The organism is Paenibacillus sp. ALE2 (genome assembly GCF_054113385.1).
This window is the reverse complement of record NZ_CM134213.1, coordinates 3,710,051-3,728,896: the sequence shown is the minus strand read 5'-3', so window position 1 is coordinate 3,728,896 and position 18,846 is coordinate 3,710,051. Positions and strand designations below refer to the sequence as shown.

At 48.3% G+C, this 18,846-nt stretch carries 2 protein-coding genes (1 of these 2 running past the window's edge); both read right to left on the bottom strand.

Going from position 1 to position 18,846, the window contains the following annotated elements; all coding sequences use genetic code 11:
- Positions 1–13,404 (bottom strand): SDR family NAD(P)-dependent oxidoreductase, encoded by a 13,404-nt coding sequence (locus ACXHJ1_RS16205; RefSeq protein WP_457904912.1) that lies wholly within the window; start codon positions 13,402–13,404, stop codon positions 1–3.
- Positions 13,405–13,454: 50 nt separating this feature from the next.
- Positions 13,455–18,846 carry the end of an SDR family NAD(P)-dependent oxidoreductase gene (locus ACXHJ1_RS16200; RefSeq protein WP_457904911.1) on the bottom strand. It continues 14,345 nt past the right edge of the window, so the window shows 5,392 of its 19,737 coding nt (coding positions 14,346–19,737); the start codon falls outside the window, past its right edge; it ends in the stop codon at positions 13,455–13,457.

The following is an 18,846-nucleotide window of genomic DNA, read 5'->3' as shown; positions in this document are numbered from 1 at the left end:
TCATTTACGTATGAATATATTGAAGATTTCATTGGCGGCCTCATCAACAGACATGGCGTCGTTCATCATTTCATCCAAGAGTCTGCCGCACAATTGATCATCAAAATCTACATTGCTTTCATTTTGCGACAGTAATGCGTGGGCTTTTAATTGATCCTTGCTATCCGAAGTCCAATAATGCTCTTTTGCAAATGGGTAGGTTGGCAGGCTGATACGGTGAGGTACCTTCCCCGTATAAACTTTTTCCCAATCCAAATTTAGCCCTTTGGCCCACAGCTCCAGAAGCTTTGTATATTTCCTTTTGGAAATCCAATGTTCAATCAGTTGTTGCAGGTCTTCGTCCCCCGTAAAAATGGACAACGCTTCTTTGTTGCGTTTTACTTGACCTCTATACAGGTTGAGCATGCTGTGGCGTCCGTCCACAAATTCCTTTAATTTCTCCTCAAGATCTGTGATCGAATCCACGAGCATGGCTAGACGCTCCTCCATCGGTTCGCGTCCCACCTGGAGCGTATAGGCAATATCCAATATGCTGGCCGAGGATAGCTGACCCTGAAGAGCCTCAAGCAGCTGTCGTCCTTTTTCCTTAAGCTGCTCCTCACTCTTGGATGATAGCACGATCATCGCAGGTCCCTGAGAAGCAGGTTCTATTCCTGATGGCTCCTGAACCTCGGGAATATACTCTTCAATCACGATATGAGCGTTGGCCCCACCTGCACCGAAAGACGATATTCCAGCCCGTCTCGGACACTCCTGAGTGATTCCATCGGTTGTAATTACCGGTCTCTTCCATTCTTCTAGATTCTGCTGAACGACAAAAGGAGTATTGCTGAAATGAATTTCAGGATTCAACTTCCTAGAATGTAAGGACGGTACTAACTGGCGATGCTTAAGTTGCAGCAATATTTTAGTTACTCCTGCAATGCCTGCTGCGCTCTCGGTGTGACCAATATTGGATTTGACCGAACCTATGGCGCAGAACTGCTTGTCTTGTGTGAATTTCTCAAAAGCCCTGGTCAATCCGGCAATTTCAATAGGGTCTCCCAAAGCCGTGCCGGTTCCATGGGCTTCAATATAACTGATGGTTCTTGCATCAACATTCGAACGCCGTAGCGCATCCTCAATCAGTTGAGATTGAGCTTGAGGGCTAGGCACGGTATAACCACTGGTTTTACCTGAAGCATTGAGCATGCTCCCTTTGATGACACCATAAATATGGTCACCGTCTGCAATAGCCTTCTCCAGCGGCTTTAACACGATAGCGCCGACGCCTTCCCCATCAACGAATCCATCCGCTTGGTCTCCAAACGACTTACATTCGCCAGTTTTCGAAAGCATCGTCATCGCTGACAGCTTGATATAGTGGATTGGGTCTACGATCAAATTGACCCCTCCGACAATAGCGCACTCGCTGATACCGCTATACAGACTTTCCAAAGCTAGATGGATAGCCGTCAATGAGGAGGAACAAGCGGTATCGATGGTCATACTTGGACCTTGGAAATCCAAATGATAGGATATCCGATTGGAAATGGAATTGTATTGAGGTCCCAAACCGTAATTTCCATTCATCACGCCTGCGAATACGCCCACTTTACGACTCTCACAAAGATTGGCAGGGGTATATCCGGCATCCTCTATACTTGCGTATGCAGCTTCCAGAAAGAGCCGTTCCTGCGGGTCCATAGTTTCGGCTTCTGCAGGAGAAATCTTGAAAAATAGTGGATCAAATAAATCGATTCCCTCGATAAAGCCGCCTGATTTCGTATAGATGGTACCCCGTTTTCCTTTTTCTTCGTCAAAGTAAGTCTTCCAATCCCAACGATCTTTCGGAATTTCAGTGATGCAGTTTTTACCCTCTTTTAGGTTGTTCCAATATTCCTCTACATTACGAGCTCCTGGATAGCGCCCGGACAAGCCCACAATCGCAATATCTCTGATATTAGAGGAGTGCTCCTGCGGCTTCTCACCTTTACTGGCAGACGGCTTAAGAAAGCGTCCTTCCTGTGCAAACCTCATCGGGGCAATATCGCCTACCTGTGGAGCAGGGACTTCTTCCACTCTGGAAGTTTCTTCGCTCATCTCTGTCTCCTTCATACCTACCAGCTTCTTCAACGAATCCTTTTGCGTTTGAAGCAGGTACGCTACCAGATCATCTATGGTGTTGTACTCAAAAAACAGGGTGCTGGCAAAATCCTCGATCACTTCACGCAAAACATTGGTGATTTGCACAACCAATATCGAGTCGATCCCGTACTCTTCCAGGGCAACCGTAGAGTCGATGCTTCCCGGTTCCATTTTTAGGGTTTCGCCAAGTAAATTTTTAAAGTAGGCCGTACTTTTGCTGCGCAGCACATTTTCTGATTCCGCTGATTCCGCCTGTACTGCCTCTCTTTTGGGCTGAGCTGATTGTTTTATTGATCCTGCTTCAACGGTTCTATTCTCTACCGATAGGGATTTCTGCTTTGGCTGTCGCTTTTGCCGAACCAAGCCATCGCTTTGGGCTGCAACGATCTGCTGGCCCCAATCATGCGCCTCCTGTGCCGGGAAAAACGCTGTGTGAAAGCCTTCTTTGGCCAATACGCTTGTCCATACGTGAGGATAAAGTCCAGGGCAGCCGGGAATACGCAATTCCGAATCCTCATAAGCCCACCAGCCATCCAGCAATCCGAAGGTAAGGTGGGTAAATACGCTGCTGCCCATGAGTTCATTTAATAGAAGCAGGCCGTTGCTTTTCAAAACCGCTTTTGCATTACGCAATGCCTGGCGAATATCTTTTGCCGTATGAAGTACATTGGCAGCAATGACAACGTCATATTTACCCGCATCAATACCTTGTCCAGCAATAGGTTCTTCCACATTAAAGATTCGATAACTAAGATACGGATTGTCTGGCCCGTACTCTTTTTCCGCATGCATCAAAAAGGCCTTCGAAATATCGGTATAACAATATTCCTGAATGTGTTTGCGGTATGGCCGTAATTTGAGGAATACGGTGTTGCTGGTTCCTCCGGTGCCTGCTCCGATTTCGAGAATTCTGATTTCTGCAGCAGAGTTGCTCATAATTCTCTGCTGAACATAGGCGGCGATCGTATCGGAAAGAACTTCATTAAAATAGTCAGCTACCAGACTGTCTTTATAAATCCCTTCCACTAATTCCATCGAGGAATTGGGGAACATGATTTCCGTTGCAGGACATTGGCCGGTAATAATTTCAGGCAAGGCCCGCAGCGTTGTCTCAGCCAAATGTACCCTCGCCCGCATCTGCGGATATTTTTTCCATGTATGCTTGTGCTCTTCCCATTCCTGCCAGACATCCTCTCGGTAAGCCGGGCTGGAAGCATTTCCATCTGTAAGAGCATCATTCAGCCGTGCCAAAATCTTTACACTCTCACCTAGCCATTTGCCGTATAACTCAGGCAGTCCATGCTTATGTTTGAACTCGTCAACAGACTGATGATCTGTCCCTGACAGCCCCATGGACCAAAGCTGCTCCTGCAACAGCTTGCCCAGAAGGTGTTCCAATTCCTTTTCCTGCAGGCTGCCAGCATCCTCTGCCGCATAATCCTCGGCAAACTGGTCTTTTGATTTGATTACTACAGCCATACTTTCTTGTATGTCCCGAAGATCGGGATCCGTGTTGTGCGGATATAGGCCAATGGCTTCCGCCGGATTAGTCCCTTCCAGCTCCAAATGTTTTGTTGTCTTCATCAGCCCTACTTGATTCAATGGTGAAGCAAGCAACGTCTCAAGTGCCTCCATCCCCTCGTGAGGCTCAATAAGTCCGACGCCGATCTGCGCTAGTTTTGAGTAATTATCGACTTCTTGCTGCCTGTCTTGGGAGGTATTGTTTGCGTCGTTCCCCCAGTATCCCCAGTTCATGACTTTCACCGGGCAATGCCATTCCTGTGAAAGCCGCTGCGCAAACGCATCCTTAAAGGTACATCCGGCAGCATAGCTGCTTTGTCCCGGATTTTTTACATAGGCAATAATAGAAGAGAAAAACAACACGAAATCCAGCGGTTCATTTTGAAAAACCTGAGCCATACGCACACTCACATTGACCTTTGCTGAAAGCCCGGACCGGAGCCCTTCCTCCGTCAAATCTTCCAACCCCTTCTCCAAAAAGGCAATGGCAGAGTGGACTACGCCGTTGATCTTGGAGTACCGCTGCTTTATCTCCTCATATGCCCCCTGCAGCGACCTTTCATCTGCTGCATCTGCCGTAATATAGTATGGAACAGGTCCGTGGCCTTTAAATTCGTCCAATTTAGCCTGGATGGACGCGTCCTTTGGCCTTCTGCCTATCCACACCATCTGGGCCTGATAGGTCGAAGCCATATACTTGCTCCACGCCACTCCGATGTTGCCTGCACCACCGATAACCACATAGATGCCTCCGGTTTTGTACAGCGTTTGTCCTTTTGAGCCTGGAGTCTGTTTAAACGGAATCAGCTGCTGGCGATACCACTGACCGCCTCTGAAAACCCACATCCGTCCCTGACGGTCTGAAGGCAACGTAAATAGTTCGGATAACGGCCAGTCATAGTCGGATTGCAGGTCTATGATACGAACCTTCCAGTTCGGATATTCTTTGGCCATCGTGCCTACCAACCCATGGAAACTTGCGTGGGCCGGGTGGACTGTATCGTCCTGATCAATCGACTGAGCCTGGGTGGTTATAGTTGTCCAGCCTAGCTTTTTCGTCCCATACCCCAGCAGGAGCAGCGCCTTGACCATTCTAAAGAAGAGCAAGGCTCCGGGCTCCTGTTCCTCAATCAAGGATTCAGCAGTGACCGATTCGACAGAAATCGTAGGTGCAATCCACAGTATATGGTCAACGGCTCCATATTCTTCAACCTTTGAGGCAACCGTTTCTATGGCATCCTGCGCCTGCAGCTCCAAAAAATGCGCCTTCGGATAATATTCCCGGATGGCCTGTCTATCTTTGTCCGTACCACCTGCAATGACCATTCGGTCTGTCGAAGATGGGAAAGCTGATTCTTTTTTAAGCGTAACCGGGTCCCATTTGGGGATGAGCATAACGGCTCCTACAAGCGGATCGGCGGCATGATCTCCTGCAACTACGCCTTGTGCATGCTCAGTGCGGATATCTCCGTCCAGCGCTCGGGTGGATAGTCCCGTTATTCTGACACAAACGTTCCCTTCCTCATCACATAAGTCGATATTGAGCTTCTGTACCTTGTCCTCTCTCTTGCTGCCCTCGCTGTATTGAATCAACGACCACATATTCTGGGTGCATGCTCCATGGATTTCGATCTCTTGAAGGGCGAATGGCATAGAAGGCGTATTGGGTACTGTGCTGTCCGGCAGCTCTCCATCTTGACCCATGATTAATCCAATGGATGCATGCAAGGCCGCATCCATTAGGCTAGGGTGAAGAACAAAGCTGTCAGCCGAATCGGAGAGCACGGAGGGCAATGCTAGCTTGGCCAGTACCTTGCCCGGATGTGTATACACTTTCTCCACACACCTGAAGGCTGGGCCGTAATCCATCCCGATTTTTTGGAAGATATCGTAGCAGCGCGCTCCCTCAAATCCATGTGGATCAAATTCTGCCTGTAATGCCTCTAGGTTAAGCACTGGCTTTTGTTCCACGTTAAACTGCACCGCATTGCCCTGGCTGTGCACGGTATGTCCGATATCGCTTCCTGCTTGCTTACTATATACCTCAAAGCTGATTTTTCCCGCGTCTTCCAAAAATAGGCCTGTGTGTACTGGGAATGGCTGATCTTCGACCACAATTGGCCGAATCCAGTTTACATTTTTCAACCGGATTCCTGTTGTGCAGTTGTCCTCATCTCCTATAGAGCGTTCCACAGCCGCCCGCACCATCTCAAGATAAGCGACGCCTGGTAGAATCCGTTGGCCTTTTACCGTATGATCCCTGAGGAAAAATTCCTCGCCTGTAAACGTTGAGCTGAACCGCTGCTTCAAGAAGTTTGAAGTGTTGTGGTGCAGTAAAGGCGACAAAAATGCAGACTGGCCTAGGGTGGCTGTCATACCATCGTTCTTTACCTGGTTTACGGGCACCCAATAGCTTTCTCTGGCAAAAGGATAGGTTGGCAAACTAATCCTGCGAGGCTTCTTTTCCCCATAAAGCCTATTCCAGTCCAACAGCAGTCCTGTCACCCAAAGCTCGGCGAGCTTTCCATATTTACCTTTGCTCACCCATGCACCCACCATTTTAGCCATATCCTCATCGATTTCCTGAGTGACCAATACTCCTTTGTTGCGCTTTACCTGTCCTCTATACAGTTCTTCTATACCTTCCTTTTCCAGCAGGAAGCTTTCCAATTTCCAATCCAGCTCTTGGATGGATATGGCGATGATCGCAAGCCGTTCTTCCATCGCTTCTCGTCCGATCTGCAGCGTGTAGGCGATATCTGCGAGACCTATACGCGGGTCATTCAGCTCTCTAATGGCAGATAGCAATCTTTGCGCCTGCTCGTTCAGCCTTTCCCTGTTCTTGGCCGATAGCACAATCATGGCAGGATGAAGAGACGCAGGAGCAGCTTGCAGCTGACCAGTCTCTGCTGGAATGTACTCTTCAATTACCACATGCGCGTTAGACCCACCTGCCCCGAAGGCCGAGACTCCTGCCAACCTTGGATATTCCTTGATTTCACCATCCATGGATACGACAGGTCTTTTCCATTCCTCTAATGTCTGCTGTACTTTAAAAGGACTATCACTAAAATCGATGTTGGTATTTAACTTGCTTGAATGCAGTGAAGGCACCAATTGTTTATATTTCAACTGCAACAGCACCTTTGTCACCGCAGCAATACCGGCTGCGCTCTCACAATGTCCGATATTAGACTTGGCAGACCCAATTGAACAGAACTGCTTGTCTCTGGTATATTCCCGGAACACCTTTTGTAAGCCTGCAATTTCAATCGGATCACCCAGAGGAGTTCCTGTCCCATGCGCCTCTATATAGCTAATGGTTCTAGGGTTGATTCCCGCCTCCTGAATAGCCTGCCCAATCACGCTAGCCTGTGCGTTAGGGTTGGGTACGGTATATCCATTGGTTTTTCCTCCGTGATTCACTGCAGTACCTTTTATGACGCCATATATCCGGTCTCCATCTGCTATAGCTTTGGCCAGCGGCTTGAGCAGCAAAGCCCCGACTCCTTCTCCTGGCACATATCCGTCACCCTGTCCGAAGCTTTCACACCGCCCATTGCTTGATGCAAAGCTTCCCTGTCCGAGTAATAGATATTTGTTAGGATGGACGGAAACGTTGACTCCCCCTGCAACCGCCAATTCACATTCTCCATGCTGCAGTCCGTGACAGGCCATATGGATTGCTGTCAGTGACGAAGAGCACATCGTATCCACAGCGATACTTGGTCCATGAAAATTACAAAAATACGATACACGGTTGGCAACCGCCGAAGCATTCCCGAGAAGCCCGAGCATATTCCCTTTGGCTTGTTCCTGGGCTCCATAAAGCTGATATTCGTGATACATTACTCCGACATAAACGCCAACATTGCCTTCCATGCCGCCAAGTCCCCGGTCTGCACCAAGAGTTTCGCGCGTATAGCCCGCATCCTCTATGGTTTCATACACACATTCCAGGAAAAGGCGCTCTTGAGGGTCCATCGTTTCCGCTTCTCTTGGCGAAATGTTGAAAAACAACGGGTCAAACCAGTCCACTCCATCGATGAACCCTCCCCACTTGCTGTAGGTTTTCCCGGGCTTCCCTTTAGTTTCATTAAAGTACAGGCTGTGGTCCCAACGCTCCTTGGGAATCTCAGTGATGGAGTCCTTCCCATCCCTTAGATTTTTCCAGAACTCCTGGATACCTGCTGCCCCCGGATATCTTCCCGATATCCCTATAATGGCAATGTCCAAGCCCTTCTCTTCCTGATGGGGCTGCGTACCTGTCGGGAAAGGCCATGTACGTCTGCGACTCGCAGCGATCGAAGTCAAAGGCTCTATTGCTGCTTTTGCAGGTTCGTTCGCCACTTTATGAGGAGCCGCATTCTTCTCCTGCGCTTTTAAAACGTCTACCAGCCGGCCGTGGTGCGATTCAAGAAAATATCCAGTTAATGAGCGAAGATTATGATATTCAAAAAATAATGTCTTCGGCAGTGAGCCAAACGTTTTCTCCAATTCATTCGTGAGCTGCATGACCAATATGGAATCAATTCCATACCTGTCCATAGGCGCATTTACATTTATACTTTCAGCTGGCAGCTTGATTACAGCCGAAAGCAATGTTTTCAAATAGTCTTCAGCTTTTTCTCTTAGCCATTCTTCGCCGATAATCGAGGCTTCCCCATCTTCCATTCTGGAACGGCCTGAAATCTCTGTTCCTGAAGGCTGTCCCAGAATGGCCGTCTTAATCGTTTGAGGATACCCTTCGATAACCATGACCTGGCTTTTACCGGAAGATAAGCTTTGATACAAAGCCTTTATTCCACTCTCTGTTTCCATGGCAATCATGCCCAGACCTTGCATTGCCTTTTCCGTTTCCCCATCGACATGCATCCCACCGTCCTTCCACAACGGCCAGTTGATCGACAGCGTGTGCCCCTGGCGCTGCTTGCGTGCCGCCAAAGCATTTCGATAAGAAGCATAAGCATCCATAAAGCCATTGGCAGCAGAGTAGTCAACCTGACCTACATTGCCAACACTTCCGGCGCCGGAAGAAAACAGGATAAAGAAATCCAGAGGCAGGGAGTTGCAGGCCTGATCCAGATGGATCAACCCTGAGACTTTGGGAGTCAGCACTTCTCTAACTTCTTCTATCGTCTTTTTGATGATGAAGTTGTCCCGTATCACTCCTGCTGTGTGTAAAATACCGTTAAGACCGCCATATTGCTCGACGATGCCATGAATTAACTCGGTGACCGCTTCCTTTTGACCCACGTCCACCTGTCTGTACTCTATATGACCTTCCAGCGCTTCCAATTCGCTTAACAAGGTCTGTTTATCCGCTGACAGAGGTGATCGTCCTACCAGTACGACGGTGGAGTTTTTCACATTGCACAGGATGTCTCTGGCAAAAATCAGTCCCAGGCCGCCTAGACCGCCAGTGATGAGATAGGTCCCTCCATCTTTCCATGGCTGGGCTGCATCTTCATGCAAGGTTTCAATTTCTTGCCACTTTAAAGCCTGTCGCTTGTCGCCATGATATCGTATTCGTTCACCGTACTGGCCGTAACGGTTCTCTTGTAATTTTGCAATAATCCCCTCAGGGCCATCCTTGGCATCAAGCTCTAGCAGTTGACCCATGACATTCGGGTTTTCTTTTTGGGCGGTTTGCAGCATGGCAAAGAACCCGGAATAAACCTGTTGGTCATTTCGGGCAGGGACTGCAATTTGCAGCAAAGTTTTTTGTTTGTGTATATCCAGCATTATATTTTGCAATTCTTCAAATATCTGAATAGTGTAGTCTTCAAACCGCGCATCCAAGTCATTACTCGATGACTGTAAAACAATGCAGCGAGTACCATCCATACGAGCTGCAATATCCTTTCTGGAAATACCTTCAAATTCGCACAGAATCACAATATGCCGTATATCGTTGAACGCGTTCTCTCCTGCAAGGACTGCCTCCTCCCAGACCGGCTCCAGCATGAGTGTGCCCACATTCTCGACGAAATCTGCTTGCCCTGCTCCTTTTTCCAGTTCTCTGGATGAGAGCCCTTTGAGCTGCACACAAATCTTTCCGCTCTCGTCGCAGAGATCGATATGTACTATGCTCAATCCATTTAGTGTCTCCTCACTCGCTTGTCTGAAAATCCGTGCCCACATCACAGAAGTGCATTTTTCGAATATTTTCAGTTCCTGCAAGGCAAAGGGTACCGAGAGGTTGCCTTCAGACACATGTTCTTCTCGATCCATCACCAACCCGATTGTGGCCTGCAAGGCTGAATCCATTACAGCCGGATGCAATACAAATTCACTTTGGGTATGAGATACATTGGATGGAAGGGACAGCTTTGCCAGCACGAAATCCTTTCCCCGTAAGATGGTCTCGATCCCCCGGTGTCCCGGGCCATAGTCTATTCCCATAGCTCTGAAAGCTTCATAGCATTGGCTTGAAGATAGTGAACTGTGAATACATTCTGCCTGTAAAACATTCAGGTCCAGGTACTGCGGCTCACCGCTTCTCTCCAACACAGCTATCCCCTGGCTGTGTATAATTTCTTCGGCGTCTTCTTCCCCCCCGCTGTATATTTCAAACGCAATCGCTCCATCGTCCTGAGGATATAGGCTGGTGTGTACCCTGATCGGTTTGTTAGCTACAACGATGGGCTGAGCCCATACTACATTTCTCAGTTGAATACGGGTCTCACCCTCCATGACATCTCCTGCTGCTTCTTCTACGGCCGCTCGCACCATTTCAAGGTAAGCCACCCCAGGTAATGTCGGTTGGCCCATGACTCGGTGATCTGCTAGGAAAAATTCCCGGCCTGTAAAGGTGGAGTCGTAGCGCTGCCCGGAGAGATCGGAAGTATTTTGATGCAGCAAAGGGTGAATTTGGGCGGTCATAGCCGGGTTTATATTCTCCTGGCCCATGTCTGTCTCAGACAACCAATAGCGTTCCCTCTCGAAAGGATAGGTCGGCAGACTGATTCGCTGGGGCTTGGTTGCTCCATAAAGTGCATCCCATTCAATAGTTGCGCCATTAGTCCATAATTTGGCTACTTTATCAATTCTTTTATTCTGAAGCCAGGTCCGAACGAGGGTTCCAGTATCTTCGTCAGAATCAAAAAGTTCAATATCGTCTCTAGCATCGTCCACTTGTCCAGTTAACACCTTGTCCGACGAGTTGCCATTCACAAAATGTTCCAGCTCATCGACCAGATTTTCTCTTGAATCCGCCAAAAACGCGAGGCGCCAGTTCATAGCCTCTCTGCCCACTTGCAGGGTATAAGTCAGGTCTGACAGTTTAGTGCTTTCGTGCAATTTAACAAATTCCATCATGTCGGCGGCATAGGATTTCAGGGCTTGTTCGCTTTTGGCAGAAAGTACAAATAGCACTGGGTTGTCTTGATCGACTGGGTTCAGCTGCACCTCAGAGGTTACAGGCACATATTCTTCAATAACCATATGCGCATTAGTACCGCTAAACCCGAAAGCACTGACGCTTGCACGTCGAGGTATCCCCGGTTTGGACTCCCACTTTTGTAGCCCAGTGTTAATGTAAAACGGGCTTTCCTCCAAAGAAATATGTTCATTTAGGGATTCAAAATTGATGGTTGGCGGCAATTGCCGATGTTTCATGGCGAGAAGCACTTTCATTATGCCAGCTACTCCGGCCGCTGTTAGCATATGTCCCATATTGCTTTTCAGCGATCCCAGCGCGCAATAGCCCTTTTTGTTCGTATAGGATCGGAAAGCTTCGGTAAGCCCTTCCACTTCGATCGGATCGCCCAGTTTGGTACCTGTCCCATGGGCCTCTACCATAGAGATCGTTTCAGGATTAATATTGAACCGCTGGTAAACCTCACTTTCAAGCGAAATCTGTGAATTTACACTTGGAGCAGTAATGCCGTTGGTTTTCCCATCCTGGTTCATTCCCCATCCCCGGATAACCCCATAGATGGAGTCCTTGTCCCTGATTGCATCAGAGAGCCGTTTTAATAAAATAACGCCAACCCCTTCTCCAGGGACAAACCCGTTTGCACGGGCGTCAAAAGTAAAGCATCGTCCATCCTTGGACAGCATTCCTGCTTTGCTGGTCATGACATGCATCCCTGGCCCTGCCATGATCATTACTCCGCCCGCCAAAGCAAGATCGCTTGTTTCTAAAACAAGGCTGTTGCAAGCTTCAGCTATAGCTACCAGAGAGGAAGAGCATGCGGTATCAATCGCCAGAGAAGGGCCCTTCAAATTCAGCAAATACGAAATCCGAGCCGATAAAATGGAAGGCGCTCCTCCCATAAGAACCTGCGCATTCAACCCCTGTCCGCTCATGGACCTTCCATAATCACTAGCTGCACAACCTACAAAAACACCGCAACGGCTCCCTGACAGTGAGGCTGGATTCAATCCGGCATCTTCAATGCATTTCCAGCTACTTTCCAGAAATAGACGCTGTTGAGGGTCCATCATCTCTGCTTCCGCAGGAGATATATTAAAGAACAACGGGTCAAATCGATCTATATCCTCTAGCACACCCATCCACTTGCTATAGGTTTTCCCCTCAGCCTTGGGATCAGTATCATAATATTCATCAATGGACCAGCGTGTTGAAGGAATTTCCGATATACAATCCCTGCCCTGAGCCAGGTTATCCCAGAACTCAGTCAATGTCTTGGATTTGGGGAACTGACCCGCCATGCCAATAATTGCGATAGAATCCTTCTCCTGACCATGCGGCATACTGGGCACAGATTTTTTCATATCCGCCTGCTTGAGCAGTTTGTGCGCACCATCGCTATTCGGAAGTTGTCCGTAGGCCGTCTGAATCCGTTCCTTGACCTCTTGCTGATTCACAAACGTTTTGTCCTGCATTTTTATTTCTTTCTCAATCGTTGCCGCCAGCTTTTCTCTAATCGGCTGAGCCATATGGTTTTTCAGCTCAATCAATGACTCTCTTGGCGACTCGGACAGTTTCCTTGCCAGCTGCATTGCGTACGGTACCACTTCATTTCTCGGCAGAACAGGAAAAGGAGTCCCTTTGGACTCCAGTTCTGAACCGCTATATCTAGTACCAGTGAATAAAATTTCCTGCGCCATGCTAACTCCGAATTTTTCAGGAAAAATGAGGGTTGAGCCCGCACCGGGAGTAAAGCCGTATTTCATAAAATTAGTAGTGTAGATGCTTTCTCTACTCATCACGATAAAATCGCAAAACATCCCCATGCACCAGCCTGCGCCAATTCCATGTCCCTGCATAGCAGCAATGACTGGCAGCTTGCAATCCAGTGCAATCTTGTAAACATTGGTATCGCTATATTTCGCCTTTCCCTCATGAATGGCCAGCAATCCCTCCTGCGTACCCCCTGTGGCAAAATAGGTGTCATATCCCGTCAGAATCACGACTTTATAGTTCTCGTTAGCCTGCACCGTAGCGAACGCCTGGTTCAGGCCCACAATCAGTTCATCGGAAAATGTATTTTTGTGCACGGTATCCTTCATTGTTAACAGGACAATGCCATGCTCAAATTCCTGCAATTGAACCACAGGCGGCACTTCCGTTTCGCCGTTGCTCTCCTTCTCCGGTCCGTGAAAGCTGTCCAATGGCTGTAGCGAAAGAGACAATTCCTCTGAAGTTGATTCCTGTGACCGGACTTCCAATGATTCTTCCAAAGATTCATCCGAAAGCCCGCCCATCAATTGGCGCAATCGTGCTTCGGCATCTTCAGAATTTATTTCCCCTGTTTGTACCGCACGAAAAATATCTTTTGGATCCATAAAAATGCCCTCCTAGCCGTATGAAATAGGACGAATATCGTGTCGGCAATTTACGAGTGTAATTGCTTGAACAACTGATCGGCCTGCTCAACATTTAATTCACCTTGCAGCACCTTCTGGATCAACGCTTGCATGGGCTGCGTAGAAGTTGACTCTACAGGTACTTGGTTTGAGGCTCCCGCCGATTTGCTTAATTCCTTTGCTAAATATTTGGAAAATTCTTTGATGTTAGGATAGTCATATACTCTGGTTGCTGAAATAGCCGTTCCAAACCGTTTATTCACGTCCTGTACCCACTCTACGCCTATAATAGAATCCAGTCCCATATCGATAAATTTATCGTCTCGGCCAATATCCTTTTCATCCATACTCAAGGATTTAGCGAGACTTTTAATTAGTTCCTTCTCCAATGCATCCACCCGTACAGCCGTAGGTCCGTTAGCAGGTCGCTTGGCCTCATCCCTGACAGCGGGCTGCGGTGTAGAATTGATAGGTTTAGGCTGCGGGGGAGCAGGCTTCAATTCTGCAGGCTTAGCTGCCTTTTTGGGTGCGTCGGCTACCTTCTCGATATTAGAGACTGAGCGCAGCAAAATACCCTGCGGCTTTTCAGGTACCTTTGCCAATGTCTGTACCTGCACATTAGCGTTGGCAGTAGGAGGGCTGAAAACAACGGGCTCTTGCTTTTGTGCTGGAATATCAACTACAGGGAGCTCCGTCTTGACTTCCTTGGACTGGCTTCCAAACGTAGAGATCCAATAGCTTTCCTTGGCAAATGGATAGGTTGGCAGACTCATCCGATGAGGTCTAACCTTTCCGTAAAGCCTGTTCCAATCGATTAGTAGTCCCTGAACCCACAGCTCTGCCAGCTTTGTATACTTGCTCTTGCTTATCCAGATATCCACCAATTGTTCCATGTCCTCGTCTGCTTCAAGAACCATCAGAATATCTTTATTTTTCTTTGCCTGACCCGAATAGAGTCCGTCGATTTCCTCATTCCCCGCTAGGAAGCTCTCCAGCTTTCCTTCAAGCTCCGCCGTAGACTTAGCTATGACTGCTAACCGTTCCTCCATAGCTTCCCGTCCCACCTGAAGGGTAAATGCTATATCCTCCAAACTGGCCTCCGCGTATTCCGGTGTTCTGAGTGCAGAAAGCAATCTTTGCACCTGCTCGTACAATCGCTCCTGATTTTTGGCTGACAGCACAACCATGGCCGGGCTTTGCAATATCATAGGAGCTTGTCTAGTCTCCTGCACCTCAGGGACATATTCTTCAATGAGCACATGTGCGTTGGAGCCTCCAGCACCGAAAGAAGAAATACCTGCAATTCTTGGGTACTCAACGGTCTTCCCATTTATCGTGGCGACCGGTCTTTTCCACTCTTCAAGCTCCTGCTGAACTATAAAAGGGCTATTGCTAAAGTCGATGTTCGGGTTGAGTATGCTTGAATGCAGCGAAGGTGCGATTTGTCCGTATTTGAGCTGAAGGAGCACCTTAGTCACTCCTGCAATCCCTGCTGCACTCTCGCAATGCCCTATATTGGATTTTGCCGAACCAATGGCGCAGAACTGGGTGTCTTCCGTGTATTCCTGGAAAACCTTTTGCAATCCAGCGATTTCAATGGGATCACCTAAAGATGTCCCGGTGCCGTGTGCTTCAATGTAACTGATTGTTCTGGGGTTTATACCAGCTTTCTTAAAGACCCTTCCAATTACACTAGCCTGCGCCTTAGGATTTGGAACTGAAAAGCCATTGGTCTTCCCGCCGTGATTCACAGCGGTTCCCTTGATGACCCCGTATATGTGATCGCCGTCTGCTATTGCTTTGGTCAGCGGTTTGAGCAACACGGCCCCTACGCCTTCACCCGGCACATACCCATCTCCGCCTTCTCCGAAGCTTTCGCATCGTCCCTTGCTTGATACGAATCTTCCCTGCCCAAGCATCAGGTATTTGTTCGGATGAATGGAGACATTGACACCGCCAGCAACGGCAAGCTCACACTCGTCTTGCTGTAAGCTCTGGCAGGCAAGATGTATGGTCGTCAATGAGGATGAACACATCGTATCCACAGCCATGCTTGGTCCGTGGAAATTACAGAAATAAGAAACACGGTTTGCAATGGAGGCCGGATTCCCCGGAACGGCAATCATTTTGCCTCTAGCCTGCTCCTGCGCCCCGTAAAGCTGATATTCTTCGTACATAACGCCGACAAAAACGCCTACATTCCTTTCCAGTCCAAGCCCTTCCCGTGTATAACCTGCATCCTCGATCGTTTCATAGACGCATTTCAGAAACAAGCGCTCCTGTGGATCAATAATCTCTGCTTCTCTAGGAGAGATATTGAAAAACTTCGGATCAAATTGATCCACGCCTTTGATAAAGCCTCCCCACTTGCTGTAAGCTTTTCCAGACTTGCTCCCTTCCTCATCAAAGTATATGCTGTGATCCCAGCGCTCTTTGGGAATTTCCGTAATGCAGTCCTTTCCATTACGCAGATTGTTCCAGAATTCCTCAACATTCTCGGCCTCAGGATACATGCCCGACAAGCCGATAATGGCAATATCCCCCGTACCACCTGCTGCTTTCGGCTGCGGTTGGAGTTTTTTCTGATCCAGCAATTTTGCCTGAGCCGGCATTTCACGAGCTTGTCTTCGGCTGCTGGAAAGCGGCCTTTCCGGGTTCTCTTTCACAGTGGAAGACGTAAACGCTTGGACGGCGTTGACCTCTTCCTCCATTCCAAGCAGTTGAATCAGCTGCTTCTGGTGAACTTCAAGAAAATATTGGGTCAGCTCCCGGATACTCTGGTATTCAAAAAACAACGTTTTGGGTAATGTGCCGAATGTTTTCTCCAATTCACGTGTCAGCTGTCTGATCATAATAGAGTCAATTCCATACTTCTCCATAGGGGCATCGGCTTCAATCTGCCTTGCCGGCAGTCTGATGGATGTAGCAAGCAATTGCTTTAAATAATTTGCCGCTTTGTCGGCAAGCAGGTCTTGACCGATTCCAGGCTCCTTTCTGCTCTCCATGATCATAGAGGAGGCATCTTCAACCTGATTCAGGGATGGCTGCTGCAGGAGCGTTTCTCTAAGCTGGCTGGCATGCCCTTCCAATACCATGACTTGATCTTTTCCAGAAGCCAGACTCTGGTATAAAGCCCGCATTCCTGTGTCGGTCCCCATAGCGAACATCCCCATTTCCTCCATGATTTGTTCCATTTCACTATCAATACGCATTCCGCCTTCCTTCCAGAGCGGCCAGTTGATTGAAAGCGTCTGCCCATAGCGTTGCTTCTGTTCTACAAGTGTATTGCGATATCTGGCATAGGCATCCATAAAGGCATTGGCAGCAGCATAGTCAGCCTGTCCTATATTCCCAAGACTGCCTGCAACAGATGAAAACAGAATGAAAAAGTCCAGCGGAATATCCTTGCAGGCCTGATCCAGATTCGTTAACCCTGTAACCTTTGGCGCCAATACTTTCTGCAATTCCTCTTCTGTTTTTTTAATCATAAAATTATCGCTGGTTACTCCTGCAGCGTGAATAATTCCGTCCAGTTTCCCAAACTCTTCCCGAATATCCCGAACCAAATCCTCAACCGCTCTGTTATCGTCGACATCGGCCTGCCGAAATACGACTCTTGCTCCTAGAGCCTCTATTTCCTCAATCCTTGCTTTGGTGTGACCACGGAGTATAGATCGTCCGACGAGAATTAACGCGACATCTTTAGCCTGTCGTGCCATTTCTTCAGCCAGAATCAAACCGAGGCTGCCGGTTCCGCCAGTAATCAAATAAACCCCTTTGTCCTTCCAAGGAATACGGTCCACTTCCTGCGAGGATTTGATTTCCGTCCATGCGGCAGCATATCGTCTGCCCCACTGGTAGCGGATATGTGTACTCATGAAGTTGCGGCTATTTTCTTGCAGGATATTTATAATATCTGCTGCATTTTCCTCCACATCCACTTCGATCAGTTGGCCCACCAGTACGGGATTCTCAAGCTGCGCTGTTTGCAAGAGTCCGTAAAGTCCGGAGAATACCTGTCTGTAATCCTGTACCGGAATGACAAGCTGAACCAATGTTTTGTGTTTGGATTGGGTTTTGAGCACCTGTTGAATTTGCTCAAACACCTGTGCTGCATAAGTTCTAAAGCGTGCATCCATGCTTTCCTCTTCGGATTGCAGGATAAGACAATGCACCCCGTTCATCTGTGATTCAATCATTTCCCCGGAAATATGTGCTGGTTCACATAAAATGACCAAATGCTGCCGATATTCAGGTGCTGTTCCTCCCGAGACAAGGGCTTGTTCCTCCCATACAGGCTCAAGCATCAAAGTCTCAGATATCGTCAATTCATCTGAGCCCCCTGTTCCTCCTTCTGCAATTCGCGATGTCAAGCCCTTCATGCTTATACAAACATTCCCCTGCATATCGCACAAATCAATATCCAGCTTTTGCACTGGACCATCCTGTCTGCTGCCTTCACGATTACGGACCCAAGCCCACATCTCTGATGTGCAGCCACTAAACACCTCAAGCTCTTCCAATGCGAACGGTAAAGCCGGCTTTATTGAAACTTTTCCGTCAGACATGGCAGCGCTGTATGTGTCCATCATCAGGCCTATGGACGCCTGCAAAGCGGAATCCATCAAGCTAGGATGCATCACAAACTGTCCCATGGTCTGGTAAATAGAAGAAGGCAAGGACAATTTGGCAAGTACCTGATCCACGCCAGTGTAGATCTTTTCAATTCCTTGATGCCCTAGCCCATAGGAAACCTGCATGGCTGCAAACGCCTCATAACACTGCTGGGATGAATAGGTTCCCAGATTGCACTGCTCCAGCAGACCCTCAATATCTATGGCAGGAATCTCAGCCAACGGAGCAATTGCTGCGCTGCCTTCGCTATGCACAACTAACTCTGTATCCACTGTTTCAGACTTGCTGTAGATTTCATAGGCAATTTCTCCGTCTTGCAGGTAGAGCCCGATATTTATAGCAATCGGCCGCTCCCCAGCTACCACAGGCCGGAGCCATAATACATCTTTTAAACGAACACAAATCCGACTTTCTTCCGAAGATGTAGCGACTTGCTCTACTGCCGCTCGCGCCATTTCAAGGAAGGCCACTCCAGGCAAAAGCTTCTGTCCCTTGATCACATGGTCAGCGAGGAAAAATTCTCTTCCCGTAAATGTGGAGCTGAACTGAAGTCCATAAATATCGGACGTATTTCGCTGAAGTAAAGGATGAATGATAGCTGACGTCTCCTGCTTCAGCACAACATCGTTGGCACCCCTCAGGTTATTGGTATCGGTTACGCAATATCGTTCTTTGGCAAAAGGATAGGTCGGCAGGCTGATACGGTTTGGCTTATGCTTTTCGTACAGCACGTCCCAGTCAAAAACCGCGCCTTTTACCCAAAGATGTGCGATTTGGGCGTAGTCG